The following is a 16,849-nucleotide window of genomic DNA, read 5'->3' as shown; positions in this document are numbered from 1 at the left end:
AGGCGAAAGCGTCGGTCGGGGCGGGGACCGTCCCCGTTTAGTCTAGCGCCCGGGTGGTGTCCCGTCCTGGAAGCGGGAGCCGCAGCGAGGATTCTGGTCGACGATTAGTCTCCCACGGCATCCCGGCCACGCTGAACGATCAGCGGATCGGGTTCACCGACGACATCGTAGTCTTTGTCGTCGTAGTCAAACTGGGAAAGGTAGTAGCGCATTGCGTTTAGACGGGCGCGTTTTTTGTCATTGGATTTGACGGTAATCCACGGGGCGTGGTCGGTGTCGGTGTGCATGAACATCTTTTCTTTGGCTTCGGTGTAGTCTTCCCACCGGTCCAAAGCTTCCAAGTCCATCGGCGACAGCTTCCAGCGACGCACCGGGTCCAGCTGACGGATCGCAAACCGCGTGCGCTGTTCGGTCTGCGTGACCGAGAACCAAAACTTGGTCAGGTGGATGCCGTCTTCCACCAGCATTTTCTCGAACAGTGGCACCTGGTTCATGAAGGTCTTGTATTGCTCGTCGGTGGAGAAGCCCATCACGCGCTCCACACCGGCGCGGTTGTACCAGGAGCGGTCAAATAACACCATCTCCCCGGCGGTGGGAAAGTGGTTGATGTAGCGCTGGAAGTACCACTGGCCCGATTCAACTTCGGTGGGCTTATTCAGCGCCACCACTCGAGCAGCACGAGGGTTGAGGTGCTCAGTGAAGCGCTTGATCGTGCCACCCTTACCCGCAGCGTCGCGACCTTCAAAAACGATAATGTGGCGTTGCCCGGTGTCCTGGGTCCAGTACTGCAGTTTCAGCAATTCGATCTGGAGCCGGTACTTCTCGAGCTCGTATTCTTCACGAGTCAGGCGTTCCTCATACGGGTAGTTTTCGCGCCAGGTGTCGACGGCCTTACCCAAAGGATCAATCAGATCGGGGTCGGGGGTGTGACCGTCCGAGACCGTGTACCCGCCCTCGCGCATGGCGTCAATAAATTCACGTAGATTCTGGCGCGGGGAATCCGGTTCCAACATTTCCAGCATGGTCGTTGTCTCCTCTGGTACGGGTCAAGATTGCTGTGGTGCACTCGGCGTCGAACCCACCACCACCGTCAATATAACCGCTCGGTCAAGCTCCGACTAACGGTCACGTGAATCCGCGGTGAACAGTTCTCGGTTTTCGGTTTCCACCACACGCCACTGCAAATCGCGGAGCCGTTCTCGGTCGCGCTTGCTCAACGCACGGGTCATCCGCCGGCCGGTCTTGGTGATCCGGTCACATAGCTGCGTGGCGAATTCGTTACCTTGCTCAGTGATCACCGCAGCACGCTCTCGGTGATCGTGCTCAGCCACTTGACGCACCACGTGCTTATTTTTCACCAGCCGGGTGACAATTGCCGAGGTGGTGGATCGGTCCAACCCCACGTGGCGTGCCAACTCAGTTTGGGAAATGCCCGGATGCAAACCGGCCGTCACCAGCACGCACATTTCCTCGGGTTTGTAGTGGTTCCACTCCACGCTACGAGACCACAGGGTTGCGTGGCGGTCTAAGACCCGTCGCACCATATCTCCGGGGTAGGACCAGGACAGGTCATCCTCGGTCAGTCGTCCAATGATGCGCCACTGGTCGATCACCCACGTGGCGTCTTCGGGATTCAACGGATCCAACAGCCGGTGTTGGACCACCTGGACCGAGGTCTTCAGTTGTTCCGTGGCAATCTTGGCTGGGCCGGTCAACGAGATCGTCCGTCGTCGCCCATCGTGGGGATCGGGGTGCCGGGTGACCCAACCGGTGTCTTCCAGGCGACGAAACAGTTCCGAGGATTGGGCTCGCTCCACGCCGGTTGCCTCCAGAGCAGCGTGCTGGTCGACGGGCTGATCGTCGAGTTCGCAGAGCCGTTGCACCGATAGCAACACGGAGAACTGCACGGGCGTGAGATCGAGGTCAATCACCTCGTTCCAGATCCTGAGATACCGGCCATCCAATCGTCGCATCTGGTAGCCGAAGTACTTTTGTACAGCGTTGAGTTTTCCCATGGCCACCGGCCCCCTTGAGCACGCTCCCTGAGTACGCGGCATCTCACGTCTCGGTCTGACAACTTCCCGTTATGTCGGAACAATTCATTATATACCCGCAAGTAATTCAGATCATGGACGACGTAGAACACAAAAAAGGCGATAAAACCACCTGGACCACGTGGTTCATCGCCCGGAGTTCTCAACCACCCTCGCACCGTGGCGATCTGGACGGTTGGCTAACACATTCAGCACAGAGTGGGTCCTACCGGGATCGAACCGATGACCTACTGGGTGTAAACCAGTTGCTCTACCAGCTGAGCTAAAGACCCGAAGAATAACGCAGACTATCCTAACCCAGCGGTGGAGTTTCGCCAAATTGCTCTTGAGCCAACCGCAGGTGCTCGGTGTGTTCCCGGGGCTGGAGCGCGCTACCGGTCACGCGGGCTCGTTCGACACCAGCGCGATCCAGTAGCACACTGTGTCGCAATGGCTTACCGGTAGCGGGATCAAACGCCTGGAAGCTCTCGGCAATCGCGCCGTGTGGCCAGAAGTCAGATAGTAACGGTATGGGACCCGCCGACCCCGTGGCGGGATCATCCGCGCCCCAGAGCTGGTCGGCTAGCACCCGGAGCACGGCCACAGAATCCACCGCCACCACACGCAGTCCCACCCTGGTTTCGCTCAGCTGGGTGACCAGTGTGGGAAGGGCGGTCAACTCGCGGGAGCACACCGGCGTAAACGCGCCGGGAAGAAAATACAGCCACACCCCCGCCAACGAACACTCGGTTCTCTCGGGTGCCAGGAACGGAGAGGACCACCTCTGGCCGTACTGGTCTCGTGCCGACAGGGCACCGGGCGAGCTCACAGCGGTGAGGCGACTTCCAGCCGAGTGGCTGACCAGCTGTCAGACACTCCCGCCTGGGAGGTGCGACGTAATGCGGTCGAGCGGCAGGCCTCTTCAATATCAGACGGCGGCACATGGAGTTCTTGTGCCGGTTTGGGCACCAACAACCAAATGGCGCCGTTTTCGGCCAGATTGGTTTGGGCATCGACGAGAGCATCGGCGAGATCTTGAGCGTCGCCTTCATCGGATCGCCACCACAGCAAAACGGCCTCGACCGGTTCGCGGTCATCTTCGGCCAACAGTGGCTCGCCGAGTTCGTCTTCCAAACCGTTGCGAAACTGGAAGTCGATATCGTCATCCCATCCCAGTTCTTGAACAATATCGCCCACGGACAGGCCCAGGGCCTCAACGAGGCCGGCCGATTGGTTCACGACACGCTCCTTGTGATGTGTGAGGGTAACAGCCGGAACCGAATCGGCCCGGTTCCGGCGTTAGTCAGTATCTCTAGCATATCGACGCCGGTGACGTTAGCAACAATGCCACGCTCGGTCGCTACGGTTGGGCCCAACGTTACTGCCTCGACATGCTGTCGTTACCCGTTCGTACACCGTTTTGACCGGCTCGATGGCGACCGTGAGACAGGTAACGATCGCGTCCTGAGCGTGTCTGAACTCCGCTGCACGCGGTATTCTCGAAAGTATCAGCACCAGCTCGCACACCCACCGGTCTGCGATCTGGTCACCGTGATGACGCAACCCAATGTGGTGGCGATACCACCGATGAAGAGAGGTTCACGACGTGAGCGCAGCTGAAGAAAGTTCCCACATCCGCAATCGATTGACCGACAACGTTCCGGATAAGGATCCCCAAGAGACACAGGACTGGATCGAATCTTTTGACGGAATGCTCGAGGAACGGGGCACCGAACGCGCTGAGTACATCATGCGCAATCTTTTGCAGCGGGCTAGCTCCAAGTCGGTGTCTATTCCCATGGTGACCACCACCGACTACGTCAACACCATCCCGGCGGACCAGGAACCGGATTATCCCGGCGATGAAGAACTGGAACGCCGGTACCGTAACTATTTGCGGTGGAACGCTGCCATGATTGTCCAGCACGCTCAGCGTGAAGGCATCGAGGTCGGTGGCCACATTTCATCCTACGCTGGCCAGGCCACCCTGTACGAAGTGGGCTTGAACCACTTCTTTCGCGGACCCGATCACCCCGGTGGTGGCGACCAGGTCTTCTTCCAGGGCCACTCCTCCCCGGGAAACTACGCTCGAGCCTTTCTCGAGGGCCGGCTGACCGAAGAGGATCTAGATGGGTTCCGCCAGGAGAAATCAAAGGGCGACCACGGGCTACCCTCCTACCCTCACCCGCGGATGATGTCGGACTTCTGGCAGTTCCCCACCGTGTCGATGGGGATCGGCCCACTGAATGCAATCCAGCAGGCCCAGGTTAACCGCTACTTGCACAACCGGGGTATTAAAGACACCTCGGAGCAGCACGTGTGGGCGTTCTTGGGCGATGGCGAAATGGATGAGCCTGAATCCCGCGGTGCTTTGCATATTGCAGCCAACGACAAGCTGGACAACCTAACGTTTGTGATCAACTGCAACCTGCAACGTCTCGACGGCCCGGTCCGCGGTAACGGCAAGATCGTCCAGGAACTGGAAGCCTACTTCCACGGTGCCGGCTGGAACGTGATCAAGGTGTTGTGGGGTCGTGAATGGGATCCGCTATTAGAAGCCGACGACACCGGCGAACTGGTGCGCATCATGAATGAAACCCCCGATGGCGACTACCAGACCTATAAAGCCGAAGATGGCGCCTTTGTGCGCGAACACTTCTTTGGTCGGTCTTCGACCACCAAGGAACTGGTTGCCGATATGTCTGATGATGAGATCTGGGGCCTGAAGCGTGGCGGTCACGACTATAAGAAGGTCTACGCCGCCTATGATGCCGCGCTGAAGTTCAAGGGCAAGCCCACGGTGATTTTGGCTCACACCATCAAGGGCTATGGTCTGGGCACCCACTTCGAAGGTCGTAACGCAACCCACCAGATGAAGAAATTGACCGTGGAGGACATCAAGGTCTTCCGCGACCGTCACCGGATCCCGATCTCCGATGAGCAGATCGAGGCCGATCCGTACCACGTGCCCTACTATCACCCAGGACCGGACGCTCCGGAAATCAAATACATGATGGAGCGCCGTGAGGCACTGGGTGGTTTCTTGCCACAGCGTCGAGAGAACTACGATCAGCTGGCGATGCCCGATGAGAAGCTGTACAAGCACGCGCGGAAGGGCTCCGGCAAGCAAGAAGTGGCGACCACGATGGCTTTCGTGCGTCTGCTTCGGGATATCATGCGCGATAAGAATATCGGTCAGCGCATCGTTCCGATCATCCCCGATGAGGCCCGCACCTTCGGGATGGACTCCTTCTTCCCCACCGCCAAGATCTACAACCCGCGCGGGCAGAACTATATGGCCGTAGACCGCGACCTGTTTCTGTCCTATAAGGAATCAAGCCAGGGCCAGCTGTTGCACGTGGGTATTAACGAAGCCGGTGCCACCGGGGCGATGACCGCCTTGGGTACCTCGTATGCCACCCACGGCGAGATCATGATTCCGATCTACATCTTCTACTCGATGTTCGGATTCCAGCGCACCGGGGATCTGGTGTGGGCGGCCACCGACCAACTGGCCCGTGGTTTCATGATTGGGGCTACCGCCGGTCGGACTACCCTGACCGGTGAAGGCACTCAGCACATGGACGGCCATTCCCCGATCCTGGCTGCCACGAACCCGGCGGTCCGCCACTACGATCCGGCGTTCTCCTACGAAATCGCCCACATTGTCCGCCACGGTTTGGATGTGATGTACGGCGACCACGACGGGGATCCGCTGGACCGTGACGTGCTCTTCTATCTGACCGTCTATAACGAGCCGATCGTGCACCCCGAAGAGCCCGAAGACCTCGACGTCGAGTCGTTGCTGAAGGGTATCTACCGTTACTCGGTGTCGGAGCACGGTGGCCCGAAGGTCAACCTCTTCGGCTCGGGTGTCTCCCTGCCCTGGGTCATTGAAGCCGCCGAGTTGCTGGCTGATGACTGGGGGGTCTCCGCAGATGTGTGGTCGGTGCCGTCCTGGACGGAGCTACGTCGCGAGGCCGTGGCCACCGAGCACTACAACTTTATGCATCCCGATGAGCAGGACCAGGTGCCATATATCACCCAGGTGCTCCAGGACGTCGACGGTCCGATCGTGGCCACCACCGACTACGTCACCCTGTTGCCCGACCAGCTACGCCCCTACATCCCCAACCGGTTCGCCGTGTTGGGCGCTGATGGCTTCGGCTTTGCCGACACTCGGGCCGCGGCACGTCGGTACTTCACGATTGACGCTCATTCAACCGTGGTGCGCGCTCTGAAGGAACTCGAAGCCACTGGCGAGGTGCCCGAGGGCACGACCGCCCAGGCTTTCGCCCAGTACCGGATTGATGATGTCGCTGCCGGCACCACCGGTACCGCCGGAGGAGACGCCTAACAAGCCCCTGCCCTGCGCGAACTTCCCCGGCGTTGTGCCCCGGAACTGCCGTGGTGGCCACCGAGCTGTCGTGCGCAGACCGGGGCACGCCCGTCTGGGAAGACGCAGATCCGCCGTTGGCACCGATTTATTCGGTTCCGGCACCCGTCCCGATCAGCAACCGCACAGACATAGCACAGACACCACATCACCTAACTCAAACTCATGCGTGAGAACACCAACGAGACCGACCACCAATCGTCTGCGAGACGACCACCGACGCTGTCGGAGGAAGCCCTCAAAGAGCTCTCCAGCCAGGTCGGCGTGTTGAAAACCAGCATCTTGCGGCAGCTGGAAACCGATTTGAGCTGGTATCGCGAGTTGGAAGCCGAACAACGTGCCTCGTTGGGAGCTATCGCCCAACAAGGCTTGCAGGCCTTCATCGACTGGTTCGCCACCGACCAGCCCCGCCCGGCTAATCAGATGAACCGGGTGCTCGCATCGGTGTTCGCCAATGCACCGGTGGAACTGTCTCGTACCGTGAATTTGCGACGAGCCTCCCAGCTCTTGCGATCCATCCTGGACACGGTGGAAACTCACCTGCCCACCGCGGTCGCCGAATCCGACCGGAGCACCATCCGAGAAGCGGTCTTGCGTTACTCCCGAGAGATCGCCTTCGCCTTGGCTGACGTCTACGCCAGGGCTGCCGAGAAGCGCGGAGCCTGGGACACCCGTCTGGAAGCACTACTACTCGACTCGGTGCTGCGCGGTGAGAACCCCGAAGAAATCCAATCACGAGCTGCCGCCCTGGGCTGGCGGGCCACCAGTGGCATCCTGGTAATCGCCGGTAATACCCCGTCGGAAAACCAACCGGCGGTCCTACCGCAGCTACGCCAAACCGCCACCCGGGCCCGCGTGGAGGCCTTGGTGGGTGTTTTCTCCGAGCAAATGCTCCTCGTGCTGGGCTCGGCAGAAGGACGTCACGACCTCATCGAACGGTTCACGCCCTTCTTTGGAGACGGTCCCGTGATTTACTCCTCCCCGGTTGATTCACTCCGCGAGGTCCACCACGCCGCCCACGAAGCGATCGCCGGATTCCACGCGGCTCCGGCCTACCCGGGGGCCCAGCGCCCGATTGCGGCCTCTGAGCTGTTAGCAGAACGCGTGTTGAACCGTGACGCCAGAGCCCAACGACTGCTCGTGCGGTTCTACTACCAGCCGCTGAAAACTGCCGGCGCGGCCATGATCTCAACATTGGACAGCTATTTACGGCTGGGTCACTCCTTGGAAGCCACCGCCCGCGATATGTTCATTCACGTCAATACCGTTCGGTACCGCTTACGTCGGATCGCGAAGCTAACTGGCAAAGATCCCCTGAACCCTCGAGATGCATATGTCCTACAAATTGCGCTGGCAACCGGTAGACTCATGGAGGCGAATACATCGCGTGAATACTGATCACCGCGCACTCGGCCGACATTGATACCTCGACCGTGGTTTGTAGGTTTCCTACAATAGTGTGGTGTGAGCTTCGTGCTGTGTCTCGCCTGTGAATCGTCGTCGAGTTTGGGAGAGTTGAATCTATGCTTGCAATTGTGTGCCCCGGACAAGGTTCTCAAACCCCAGGATTCCTGACAGACTGGCTGGAACTGGGGGATACCCGCGAACGTCTGGGCACCTACTCTGAGGCAACCGGCATTGATCTGCTCGCCCACGGAACGGTCTCAGATGAACAGACCATCAAAGACACCGCCGTGGCCCAACCCCTGATTGTTGCTGCCGGACTGATTACCGCACGCGCCCTGAACCTCAGCTGTCTGGATCCCTCCGGCTGGATCACCGCCGGACACTCCGTGGGTGAAGTGACCGCCAGTGCCCTGGCCGGGGTGCTGACCGAATCCGACGCCCTGAATTTCATCAAGGTCCGCGCCGCTGGTATGGCTACAGCTGCTGCGACGACCCCGACCGGCATGGCCGCGGTGATTGGCGGTGACCCGGAGGAGGTCAGCGCCCATATCCGCGCCCACGACCTCACCCCGGCCAATGTCAACGGTGGTGGCCAGATCGTGGCCGCCGGTGCCGAAGCAAATCTCCAGGCCCTGGCCGATGACCCGCTCGATAAAACCCGGGTCATCCCGCTGAAGGTCGCCGGAGCGTTCCACACCGATTACATGAAACCAGCCGTGGCCGGATTGCATGACTTCGCCGACACCTTGTCTCCCGCCGATCCCACCGTGCGCCTGTTGTCCAACCGCGATGGCCAAGAAGTCACGGATGGCACAGAGGTACTGGACCGACTGGTGTCCCAGCTGATCCGCCCGGTGCGGTGGGATCTGTGCCAGGAGAGCTTGCGAAATGCCGGCGTCACCGGACTGATCGAGCTGTTGCCCGCCGGTACCCTCACCGGCCTCGCCAAGCGCGGGCTGAAGGGCGTCAAGACTCTGGCTATTAAGACACCCGAGGACCTCGAACCCGCCCAAGAATTTATCGCCGAGCACCTCGGTGCTGCAGTTGAAGGATGATCAGATGAGTACAGTGACCCTGAAGCAATCGGCTCTTCGAGCAGGTAGCCGGATTCTCTCAGTCGGCGCCTACCGTCCCACTTTGGTGGTCCCCAACGACGATATCGTTGAGCCTATCGACTCCTCGGACGAATGGATTCGGCAACGCACCGGGATCATCACCCGCCACCGCGCTGATGCTGAGACCTCCGTGGTTGATATGGCCACCGCCGCAGCCGAAGACGCCTTGACATCGGCCGGAATGACCGGTGACCAAATCGATGCGGTCATCATCTCCACAGTGACTTTCCCCTTCGCGACCCCCTCAGCGGCAGCCAAGGTCGCCGACAACATCGGCGCCAACCCGGCTCCGGCCTACGACATTTCAGCCGCCTGTGCTGGCTACTGCTACGGTGTGGCCCAGGCAGATGCCCTGATCCGGTCCGGAGCAGCCGACCATGTGATGGTCATTGGTGCCGAAAAACTCTCTGACATTATCGATGAGACCGACCGGTCGATCTCCTTTATTCTCGGCGACGGGGCCGGCGCTGTGATCGTGGGTCCGAGCGAGGAACCGGGCATCGGTCGGTCTGTGTGGGGTGCTGATGGTTCCCGATGGGACACCATTCACATGACCCACTCGATGCTGGATGTTCGCGACGCCCTGGAAAAGGCCCAGAAGCACGCTGATGCCTCCGAGATCGTTGATCGAGACGATAAGCTCTGGCCGACACTGCGCCAGAACGGCCCCTCGGTCTTCCGGTGGGCTGTGTGGTCGATGTCCGATGCTGCTCACGATGCCTTGACCGCAGCTGGGGTGACCGTTGATGACTTGGCGGCGTTCATCCCCCATCAAGCCAATATGCGTATCATTGACGAGTTCGCTAAACAACTAGATCTGCCCGATACCGTGGCTATCGCCCGAGACATTGCCGATGCGGGCAACACCTCGGCAGCCTCGATCCCGCTGGCCATGCACCGGTTGCTAACAGAACAGCCCGAGCTGTCCGGAGGCTTGGCCCTACAGATAGGTTTTGGCGCCGGTTTGGTCTACGGCGCCCAGGTGGTTCGACTGCCCTAAGGCTTTGAGCCGTCGGGTTGTCTTCCCATCTGACGACAGACCACCGCTGACAAACACGCCAACGTTGTGAAAAGGAGTATTGCTCATGGCTAACAAGGAAGAAGTTCTGGCTGGACTGGCTGAGATCGTCAACGAGGAGACCGGCTTGGAGACTGAAGAGATCCAGCTGGACAAGTCCTTCACCGATGACCTGGACATCGACTCCATCTCGATGATGACCATCGTGGTCAACGCTGAAGAGAAGTTCGACGTGAAGATCCCAGACGAGGAAGTCAAGAACCTCAAGACCGTCCAGGATGCCGTCGACTACATCGTTCAAGCTCAGAGCTAAGACTCACCAGGACACACTCTCGCGGTCGCTGATCGCACCCATGAGCATTCTGGAGCGGTCCTAAGACATGCCCCTGTCACGTCTGTTTCACGACATGGCACGTCTTAGGGCCGCACCCGGAGGCTGTCGCATAGGTGCCCCTTGTGGCCGCCCACACACCTACACCGACCGATTTAGTGGCCGAAGGCAGTGGTCTTCGGCCCTGCAGAAGATAAAAGGCTGAAAGCATGACTCGCAAAGCTGTGATCACCGGTCTCGGTGCCACCACGCCTATTGGTGGCGACGTTCCGACGTTCTGGGCCAACGCTCTGGCCGGAACCTCAGGCGCCCGCACCATCGAAGAAGATTGGGTCGAAGAATATAATCTCCCGGTGCACTTCGCCTGCACCCTGTCCGATGATCCCGCAGACAAGCTCTCCCGTGTCGAGCTCAAGCGCATGGATCCCACCACGCAGTACGCCATGGTTGCTACCCGCGAGGCCTGGGCTGACGCCGGGTTGACTGATGTTGAGCTAGATCCGCAACGACTGGCGGTTGCCTACGGTACCGGAATTGGCGGGGTCTGGACACTGCTGTCGAGCTGGGACGCCTTGCGGGAGCGTGGGCCACGTCGGGTGATGCCGATGACTGTGCCAATGTTGATGCCCAACGCCGCCGCGGCCATGATCTCGCTGGAGCTCAACGCAGAAGCTGGAGCTCGCACCACCGTGTCTGCGTGCGCTTCCGGCACCGAAGCGCTCGACCAGGCTCTGCACCTGATCCGTTCTGGGGCAGCCGATGTGGTGGTCTGCGGTGGTTCTGAAGCCGCGATCCACCCGTTGCCGGTGGCCGGCTTCGCTGCCATGCAGGCGCTATCCAAGCGCAATGACAACCCCCAGATTGCTTCTCGCCCGTACGACGTTGACCGTGACGGCTTTGTCCTGGGTGAGGGAGCCGGCACTTTGGTAATCGAGTCCGAAGACCACGCTACCTCTCGTGGGGCACGCGTCTATGCCGAGCTGGCCGGTACCGGTGTGACCTCCGATTCGCACCACATCACCGCGCCCGAGCCCGAAGGTCTGGGAGCCTCCCGCGCGGTCTGGGAGGCTCTGGAGTCCGCTCAGGCTTCACCGCATGACGTTATTCACATCAACGCCCACGCCACCTCAACGCCTGTTGGCGACAAGCCCGAGTACTTGGCCTTAGCCTCGGTATTCGGTGACCGCATCTGCGAAATTCCCGTCTCGGCCACCAAGTCTCAGACCGGTCACCTGTTGGGTGCTTCAGGTGCCATCGAATCGGTGTTGACCGTGAAAGCTTTGGCCGATCGTCAGCTACCGGTCACTATCAATTTGGAAAACCAGGACCCGGACATCCCGTTCCATGTGGTCACGGACGAAACGACCCTTCCTGAAGGCCAGCGCCTGGCCATTTCGAACTCCTTCGGATTCGGTGGCCACAATGCTGTGGTGGCCTTCCGTAGCATCTAAGGCCCCACGACAAAGACCGACGAACAGTTCAGCCCGGGTCCGTGACGGACCCGGGCTGAACTGTATGGAGGAGGGTAGAAGGCTGACTTAGCCGACTTCGTGCAACCAGCGGACATTGGCCCCGTCGGTTGCTTGACGGAATGGCTCGAGTTCTTCGTCCCACGCCTCCCCGAGAGCCAGGCTGAGCTCGTGATAGACCGCGGATGGTTCTCCTGCTGCCTGCTCGTAGGCAAAACGGATTCGGTCTTCGGACACCATGATGTTGCCCGTCACATCGGTGGTGGCGTGGAAAATGCCCAGTTCGGGCGTGTGAGACCACCGGGACCCGTCGGAACCTTCTGAAGCTTCTTCAGTAATTTCATAACGCAAATGAGCCCACCCGCGCAGTGATGAGGCAAGCTTTGCGCCACTACCCTGCTCCGCACGCCAGTTGATTTCGGTGCGGTAGGTTCCCGGCGCGGCCGGTTGTGGCACCCAATCCATTTTTTCTTGGGCACCAAGAACGGCGCCGACCGCCCACTCGATATGCGGGCAGAGCGCTGCTGGTGCGGAATGGACGTACAACACGCCATTAGCCATTGGTAAAGACATAACCACCCTCCATATTTTCTGGTACGTCTTCCCCTACGACCGGAAAATATCTTCTGAGGTTGTTATGCCACGTTAAATGACATTCCTCTTCCATTATGCACTATTGGCTGGAAGGACTCCAGCTCGGCGTTCGCCACGATTATTTAGGCCCGAGGGTGAGCTTGACGATATCCATCGCGTAGCCGTTCGATGGAGATATGTGTATAGAGCTGAGTCGTCTGTAATGATGAATGTCCCAGCAATTCTTGAACGGAACGAAGGTCTGCACCACCATCGAGCAGGTGTGTGGCCACGGAGTGTCGCAAAACGTGTGGCCCTGACGCCGAAGTCGATCCAAGGGCTCGTAAATGACGATCGACCATCTCTCGAACCTGACGGACACCGATACGACCACCGCGAGCGCCCAGAAAAAGGGCCTCGACCGGTGTCGAGGCTTTCACGAGGTGGGGTCGGCCCTGTTCACGCCAGCGGGCAGTTGCGTCTAGCGCAGACTGGGTCAGTGGAACGACGCGTTGTTTGCGCCCTTTCCCAGTGACCCGCACGGTGTTCTGAGCGGTGTCGAGATCGGCAATGTTCAGGTCGGCGAGTTCGGCCACGCGCATTCCGGTCGCGTACAGTAGTTCCATCATGGCGATATCTCGCAATTCAACAGCCTGTTGGGTGGGGGTGCAGGCGTGGGATGCTGCTGAGTGTTCTCCCGTTTCGTTTGGAGCGGGTGCTCCCATCTGGTCCAACAGTTGGCTGGTTTGAGTTTGGGTGAGAGCCGCAGGCAAATGTTGTTGCTTCTTGGGGGCCCGTAGACGTAGCGCTGGGTCGTGCTCAATGAGGCCCTGCCGTTTGGCCCAACCGAAGAACCGGCGGACTGATGCTGTTTTGCGCGCGATACTCGCTCGAGAATGATGCTGCCGGTGCAGGTGAGCTAACCACTCTCGCAGGTCTGAGAGTTCCATATCCGGTAACACGGCGGACTGCGGTGTCGTGGTCTGTTTTGCCCGCTGGGTCGCACAATACTGCGCTAAAGCGTATAAATCACTGCGGTAAGCCGTGACGGTATTTGGCGACCGATTGAGTTCAAAGTGTAGATAGTCACAGAACTCCTCGATCCACTGTTCGTCGGTGATGTGGAGTGTGGACTGCCCGGAACCGCTCATGCCTCTACTCTGCCACGTTGGCGAGCTCACTGTGACGAGGACATGGCCACCCGTTGCGCTTGATATTGCCTGTGCCGTTCATGAACTAAGCCGGCGCGAGACAGTTTCGGAAGGTTCCGGGCAACTTCGCGGGCACTGAGTCCGCTGGCTGCACAGATTTCGTCCATTGCGGCATAGCGTCGCAGTGGTAGCGCGTCATAAAGGATGAGTTGTTCGTAAGACAGCTGCTGATCTAAAACGTCACTGTACCGGCAATGAGATTCCTGATCTGCTGGTACGACTGGTGTGACCGGCCCGATATCGTCCAGCATCTCAGTGAGCGAGTGGTGATCAAAGACGATCGTGGCTGGAGTTTCGGATAATAGCCGGTGGCAACCTGCCGAGGCTGCCGAATGAATAGATCCAGGCACGACCGCCACAGAAATACCCATCTCCAGCGCATGGTGAGCGGTGTTTTGGGCTCCGGATCTCCAGCGGGATTCCGGTATCAACACCAGGGAGCTCAGCGCAGCGATCAGTCGATTTCGATTCAAGAATCGGTACCGGTTGGGTCTGGCACCGGGTGGGAGCTCGCTGATCAGCACTCCGGTGCGCGCGATATCCGCCAGTAACTCTTGGTTTCCAGATGGATAATACTGATCTAATCCTCCGGCCATGACGGCCATGGTCGAGATGGGAGCCTTCTGGCCACTGTCTGTTGCCAAGGCTGTTCGATGCGCTAGGGCGTCCACACCGTAGGCGCCTCCGGAGATAATAGTGCGCTGTTTGTGCCGCAGCAGGCTCACGAACTCCTCGGTTACCCTCCGTCCGTACGGGGAGATTTCTCTACTGCCGACAACGGCGACCGAGTGTGAGTGAGAAGGGATCTGCCCCGGTCCTCGTGTCCACAGCGCCACCGGGGTGGTGTGATCCAGACGGTTGAGCGCGACCGGCCAGCGGTGGTCCTCCGGAATGAGGAAACCACCCCCGTTGCGCCGAAAGTCTGGCAATATGGCTGCCGGACGATAATTATCCCGTTTGTCTTTCCAGCGAGACAGGATCTCGCGAAGCTTTCTCGTGCTCTTTCCTCTCAGCCCGAGGTCGTCGAAGCCTTCCACCAGATGCGCCCATTCCTGGTGAGTCGGGGCGGACCCTTGCACGAATTCCGCTGCACGCAGGGGACCGACCACAGTGATGATCTGTGTGGCGAGTGCATCTGCTGGCTCAATGATTTGGGTCAGTCCAGCCCGAGCGAAGGCGATCTGCTCGAGCTCTTCCTCGCTGAAGATGCCCTGGCTACCGGTCATGTTCGCTCCCCCACAGTTTAAGATGGAAGGCCATGTCGATTTCGTCAACTCCGGGATGGGTTTGTTCTGCTAGGTCGGCCAAGGTCCAGGCGACTTTGAGGATACGTGAATACCCACGTGCGGTGATCTCACCGCGGTCCAGGCTCCTGTCGAGTATCGCCCGAGCCGAGGGGCTAACGCTCAGCGATGGGTGATGGAGTAAGCGTTGGTTCATCTCAGCATTGACGCAGATGCCCGTGCCTTTTAGTCGCTCGGCTTGGCGAGCGCGGGCTGCCAAAACCCGTTGGCGAATCGTGGCGGATGACTCCGGCTGCATCCCGCGACGGTTTAGGTCGCGGGATGTCACCGGGTGCAACCCGACGAGGATGTCAATGCGGTCCAAAAGAGGTCCCGACAGTCGCGCGTTGTACCGTCGTCTGACAGCGGATGTGCAGGAGCATTGGCGTGATCCGGCATATCCCCACCCACACGGACACGGGTTGGCTGCCAGAAGCAACTGGAATGAGGCGGGATAGATGACGTTATGACGGAGTCGGGATAATTCGATGTGACGGTTTTCCAGTGGCTCACGCAAAGCTTCGAGGACGCGTCGGTCAAATTCAGGTGCTTCGTCGAGAAATAGCACCCCGCCGTGAGCTAACGAGATAGCGCCTGGTTGGGCCTGCCGGGTTCCGCCCCCAATCACGGACGCTAGTGAAGCAGTGTGGTGCGGGGCCTGAAAAGGTGGTGTCGTGATGCTAGCGATCACCTTGGCCTGTGAGGAGGCCAGCGAGTGAATCGCGGTCGTTTCCAGTGAGACCTTTTCGTCCAGGTGTGGCAGGATCGTCGGTAAGCGTTGGGCGAGCATGGTTTTGCCTGATCCCGGAGGTCCTTGAAACAGCAGATGGTGCCCGCCAGCAGCGGCGACTTCCAGTGCCCAGCGTGCGTGGTGTTGCCCGGCAACTTCTGCGAAGTCCAGCTCATCCTGCCGATCAGGTTCCTGCATTGTTGCGTCCGGGGCCGATGCGGTGAACACATCAAAATTCTCACTTCGGACAGCGGCACCGAAATCCTCCAAAACCGCGCTGAGATGACGATACGACAACACGGTCACCCCGGACACTAGTTCGGCCTCTTTCTTCGAGGCCTCGGCCACGACAACTGTGTCAAACCCGGCCTTTTGTGCAGCGAGTACCGCTGCCAGCAGTCCTGGAACGTGCTGCAAGGTTCCATCGAGACCTAAAGCAGCCAGAAACACCGGCCCGGTTTCATCGTTGACCCGATACTCGGCGCCATAGGCTGCCATAACGATGGCCAAATCGAACAGTGGTCCGCTCTTGTGTAGTCCAGCGGGAGTGAGGTTCACCGTCAGATGCCGTCGGGTGATCGGCATTCCCGAATTTCGTGCTGCTGCACGAATACGATCTTTCGCTTCGTTCAGTGACTGATCGGGTAGGCCCACCAGAGTAAATCCGGGCAGCGCTCCCCCGATATCTGCTTCAACAGTAACCAGTTCCCCGTGCAGGCCACTGAGCGCCATCGCGTAGGTACGCCCGATGCGTGCTGGTTCAGTCACATTCAACACCATGGAGTCCAGGACCGCGTCCGCAGTAGCCGGCGCAGGGTTGTTGTCATATTCGGAGTTCATAGCATCACGTCCTGGAACAACCGCGCCTCGTGCTGACGTTGCGTGCCCACAGTGATGGCAAGCAGATCAACCCGTACCGGAGTGTACTGAAGCTGAGGATGTTGGGCCCGGTAACTCAGCAGAGCTCGCTGAATGCGACGAAGTTGGTACGCAGTGAGCGCCTGCTCGGCGGAACCGAAACCGATCCCACCACGGGTTTTGACTTCCACGGCCACCAGGTCGCCACCAGCCACGGCGATAATATCGATTTCACCCTCACGTGACCGCCACTGCCTTTCCAGGATGGTGTAACCACGTTTTACCAGAAGCTGTGTTGCTAATTCTTCACCGTGTGTACCAAAGGACCGGCGATCGCGGTGACGTTTTGGGTTGCGTTGTGTCTGCGATGTTTGAGAGTTTCTCACTGATTGCACCTCCACAACCAGTGTGAAATCCCCGCAGAA

15 protein-coding genes and 1 tRNA gene are annotated in these 16,849 nt (G+C 59.4%); 6 read left to right on the top strand and 10 right to left on the bottom strand.

Annotated features, from left to right (window positions below):
- Window positions 1–104: 104 nt before the first annotated feature.
- The 5 genes from ppk2 to QDX22_RS01375 form a co-directional block, all read right to left on the bottom strand.
- The gene (gene ppk2, locus QDX22_RS01395) at window positions 105–1,022 is read right to left on the bottom strand and encodes a polyphosphate kinase 2 (protein WP_183145565.1); all 918 of its coding nucleotides are present in this window, start codon (window positions 1,020–1,022) and stop codon (window positions 105–107) included.
- A gap of 96 nt (window positions 1,023–1,118) precedes the next feature.
- A complete protein-coding gene (locus QDX22_RS01390) occupies window positions 1,119–2,015 on the bottom strand; it encodes a MarR family winged helix-turn-helix transcriptional regulator (RefSeq protein WP_166769827.1) in 897 nt (298 codons plus the stop codon).
- A gap of 238 nt (window positions 2,016–2,253) precedes the next feature.
- Window positions 2,254–2,326: transfer RNA gene (locus QDX22_RS01385), tRNA-Val, on the bottom strand.
- Window positions 2,327–2,346: 20 nt separating this feature from the next.
- Window positions 2,347–2,763 carry a redoxin domain-containing protein gene (locus QDX22_RS01380; RefSeq protein WP_233487821.1) on the bottom strand — a complete coding sequence of 139 codons (417 nt, stop codon included), beginning with the start codon at window positions 2,761–2,763 and terminating at the stop codon, window positions 2,347–2,349.
- A gap of 95 nt (window positions 2,764–2,858) precedes the next feature.
- Window positions 2,859–3,272 carry a DUF3052 domain-containing protein gene (locus QDX22_RS01375; protein WP_110099498.1) on the bottom strand — a complete coding sequence of 138 codons (414 nt, stop codon included), beginning with the start codon at window positions 3,270–3,272 and terminating at the stop codon, window positions 2,859–2,861.
- 367 nt (window positions 3,273–3,639) lie between these two features.
- On the opposite strand from QDX22_RS01375, the gene aceE reads away from it, so the two are divergent.
- From aceE to fabF, 6 genes are all read left to right on the top strand, one after another.
- On the top strand, window positions 3,640–6,390 hold the full coding sequence (aceE, locus tag QDX22_RS01370; protein WP_110100363.1) for a pyruvate dehydrogenase (acetyl-transferring), homodimeric type: 2,751 nt from the start codon (window positions 3,640–3,642) through the stop codon (window positions 6,388–6,390).
- Between the two features lie 204 nt (window positions 6,391–6,594).
- Entirely contained in the window at window positions 6,595–7,827 is a 1,233-nt protein-coding gene (locus QDX22_RS01365; RefSeq protein ID WP_110100362.1) for a PucR family transcriptional regulator, read from the top strand.
- 125 nt (window positions 7,828–7,952) lie between these two features.
- Window positions 7,953–8,891, top strand: a complete 939-nt coding sequence (locus QDX22_RS01360; protein WP_110099495.1) for an ACP S-malonyltransferase — start codon at window positions 7,953–7,955, stop codon at window positions 8,889–8,891.
- Window positions 8,892–8,895: 4 nt separating this feature from the next.
- Window positions 8,896–9,951 (top strand): beta-ketoacyl-ACP synthase III, encoded by a 1,056-nt coding sequence (locus QDX22_RS01355; protein WP_110100414.1) that lies wholly within the window; start codon window positions 8,896–8,898, stop codon window positions 9,949–9,951.
- An 85-nt stretch (window positions 9,952–10,036) separates the two neighbouring features.
- Window positions 10,037–10,282: an acyl carrier protein gene (locus QDX22_RS01350; protein ID WP_110099494.1), complete on the top strand. Its 246-nt coding sequence runs from the start codon at window positions 10,037–10,039 to the stop codon at window positions 10,280–10,282.
- A 227-nt stretch (window positions 10,283–10,509) separates the two neighbouring features.
- Complete coding sequence (gene fabF, locus QDX22_RS01345; protein ID WP_110100361.1) at window positions 10,510–11,751, top strand: beta-ketoacyl-ACP synthase II; 1,242 nt, start codon at window positions 10,510–10,512, stop codon at window positions 11,749–11,751.
- 87 nt (window positions 11,752–11,838) lie between these two features.
- Here fabF and QDX22_RS01340 read toward each other — a convergent pair whose 3' ends face one another.
- From QDX22_RS01340 to QDX22_RS01320, 5 genes are all read right to left on the bottom strand, one after another.
- A complete protein-coding gene (locus tag QDX22_RS01340) occupies window positions 11,839–12,342 on the bottom strand; it encodes a DUF3145 domain-containing protein (protein ID WP_110100360.1) in 504 nt (167 codons plus the stop codon).
- A gap of 143 nt (window positions 12,343–12,485) precedes the next feature.
- On the bottom strand, window positions 12,486–13,493 hold the full coding sequence (locus tag QDX22_RS01335; RefSeq protein WP_110100359.1) for a tyrosine recombinase XerC: 1,008 nt from the start codon (window positions 13,491–13,493) through the stop codon (window positions 12,486–12,488).
- 26 nt (window positions 13,494–13,519) lie between these two features.
- Window positions 13,520–14,779, bottom strand: coding sequence for a DNA-processing protein DprA (gene dprA, locus QDX22_RS01330; RefSeq protein ID WP_110100358.1), 1,260 nt, complete (start codon window positions 14,777–14,779; stop codon window positions 13,520–13,522).
- Window positions 14,769–16,406 carry a YifB family Mg chelatase-like AAA ATPase gene (locus QDX22_RS01325; protein WP_233487819.1) on the bottom strand — a complete coding sequence of 546 codons (1,638 nt, stop codon included), beginning with the start codon at window positions 16,404–16,406 and terminating at the stop codon, window positions 14,769–14,771. Before QDX22_RS01325 ends, dprA begins: the two co-directional genes overlap by 11 nt.
- Window positions 16,403–16,810, bottom strand: a complete 408-nt coding sequence (locus QDX22_RS01320; protein WP_158524699.1) for a YraN family protein — start codon at window positions 16,808–16,810, stop codon at window positions 16,403–16,405. Before QDX22_RS01320 ends, QDX22_RS01325 begins: the two co-directional genes overlap by 4 nt.
- Window positions 16,811–16,849 lie beyond the last annotated feature (39 nt).

Origin of the sequence: Auritidibacter ignavus (assembly GCF_029853775.1) — a bacterium.
In the GTDB taxonomy this organism is placed as follows: Bacteria; Actinomycetota; Actinomycetes; order Actinomycetales; family Micrococcaceae; genus Auritidibacter; species Auritidibacter ignavus.
This window is presented reverse-complemented; position numbering and strand designations above follow the sequence as displayed.

What these genes read in the sequence shown, in the direction of transcription:
- ppk2 (WP_183145565.1), bottom strand. Translation starts at nt 1,022, where the DNA reads ATGCTGGAAATGTTGGAACCGGATTCCCCGCGCCAGAATCTACGTGAA.
- QDX22_RS01360 (WP_110099495.1), top strand. Translation starts at nt 7,953, where the DNA reads ATGCTTGCAATTGTGTGCCCCGGACAAGGTTCTCAAACCCCAGGATTC.
- QDX22_RS01365 (WP_110100362.1), top strand. Translation starts at nt 6,595, where the DNA reads ATGCGTGAGAACACCAACGAGACCGACCACCAATCGTCTGCGAGACGA.
- dprA (WP_110100358.1), bottom strand. Translation starts at nt 14,779, where the DNA reads ATGACCGGTAGCCAGGGCATCTTCAGCGAGGAAGAGCTCGAGCAGATC.
- QDX22_RS01350 (WP_110099494.1), top strand. Translation starts at nt 10,037, where the DNA reads ATGGCTAACAAGGAAGAAGTTCTGGCTGGACTGGCTGAGATCGTCAAC.
- QDX22_RS01340 (WP_110100360.1), bottom strand. Translation starts at nt 12,342, where the DNA reads ATGTCTTTACCAATGGCTAATGGCGTGTTGTACGTCCATTCCGCACCA.
- QDX22_RS01355 (WP_110100414.1), top strand. Translation starts at nt 8,896, where the DNA reads ATGAGTACAGTGACCCTGAAGCAATCGGCTCTTCGAGCAGGTAGCCGG.
- QDX22_RS01325 (WP_233487819.1), bottom strand. Translation starts at nt 16,406, where the DNA reads ATGAACTCCGAATATGACAACAACCCTGCGCCGGCTACTGCGGACGCG.
- QDX22_RS01390 (WP_166769827.1), bottom strand. Translation starts at nt 2,015, where the DNA reads ATGGGAAAACTCAACGCTGTACAAAAGTACTTCGGCTACCAGATGCGA.
- QDX22_RS01335 (WP_110100359.1), bottom strand. Translation starts at nt 13,493, where the DNA reads ATGAGCGGTTCCGGGCAGTCCACACTCCACATCACCGACGAACAGTGG.
- fabF (WP_110100361.1), top strand. Translation starts at nt 10,510, where the DNA reads ATGACTCGCAAAGCTGTGATCACCGGTCTCGGTGCCACCACGCCTATT.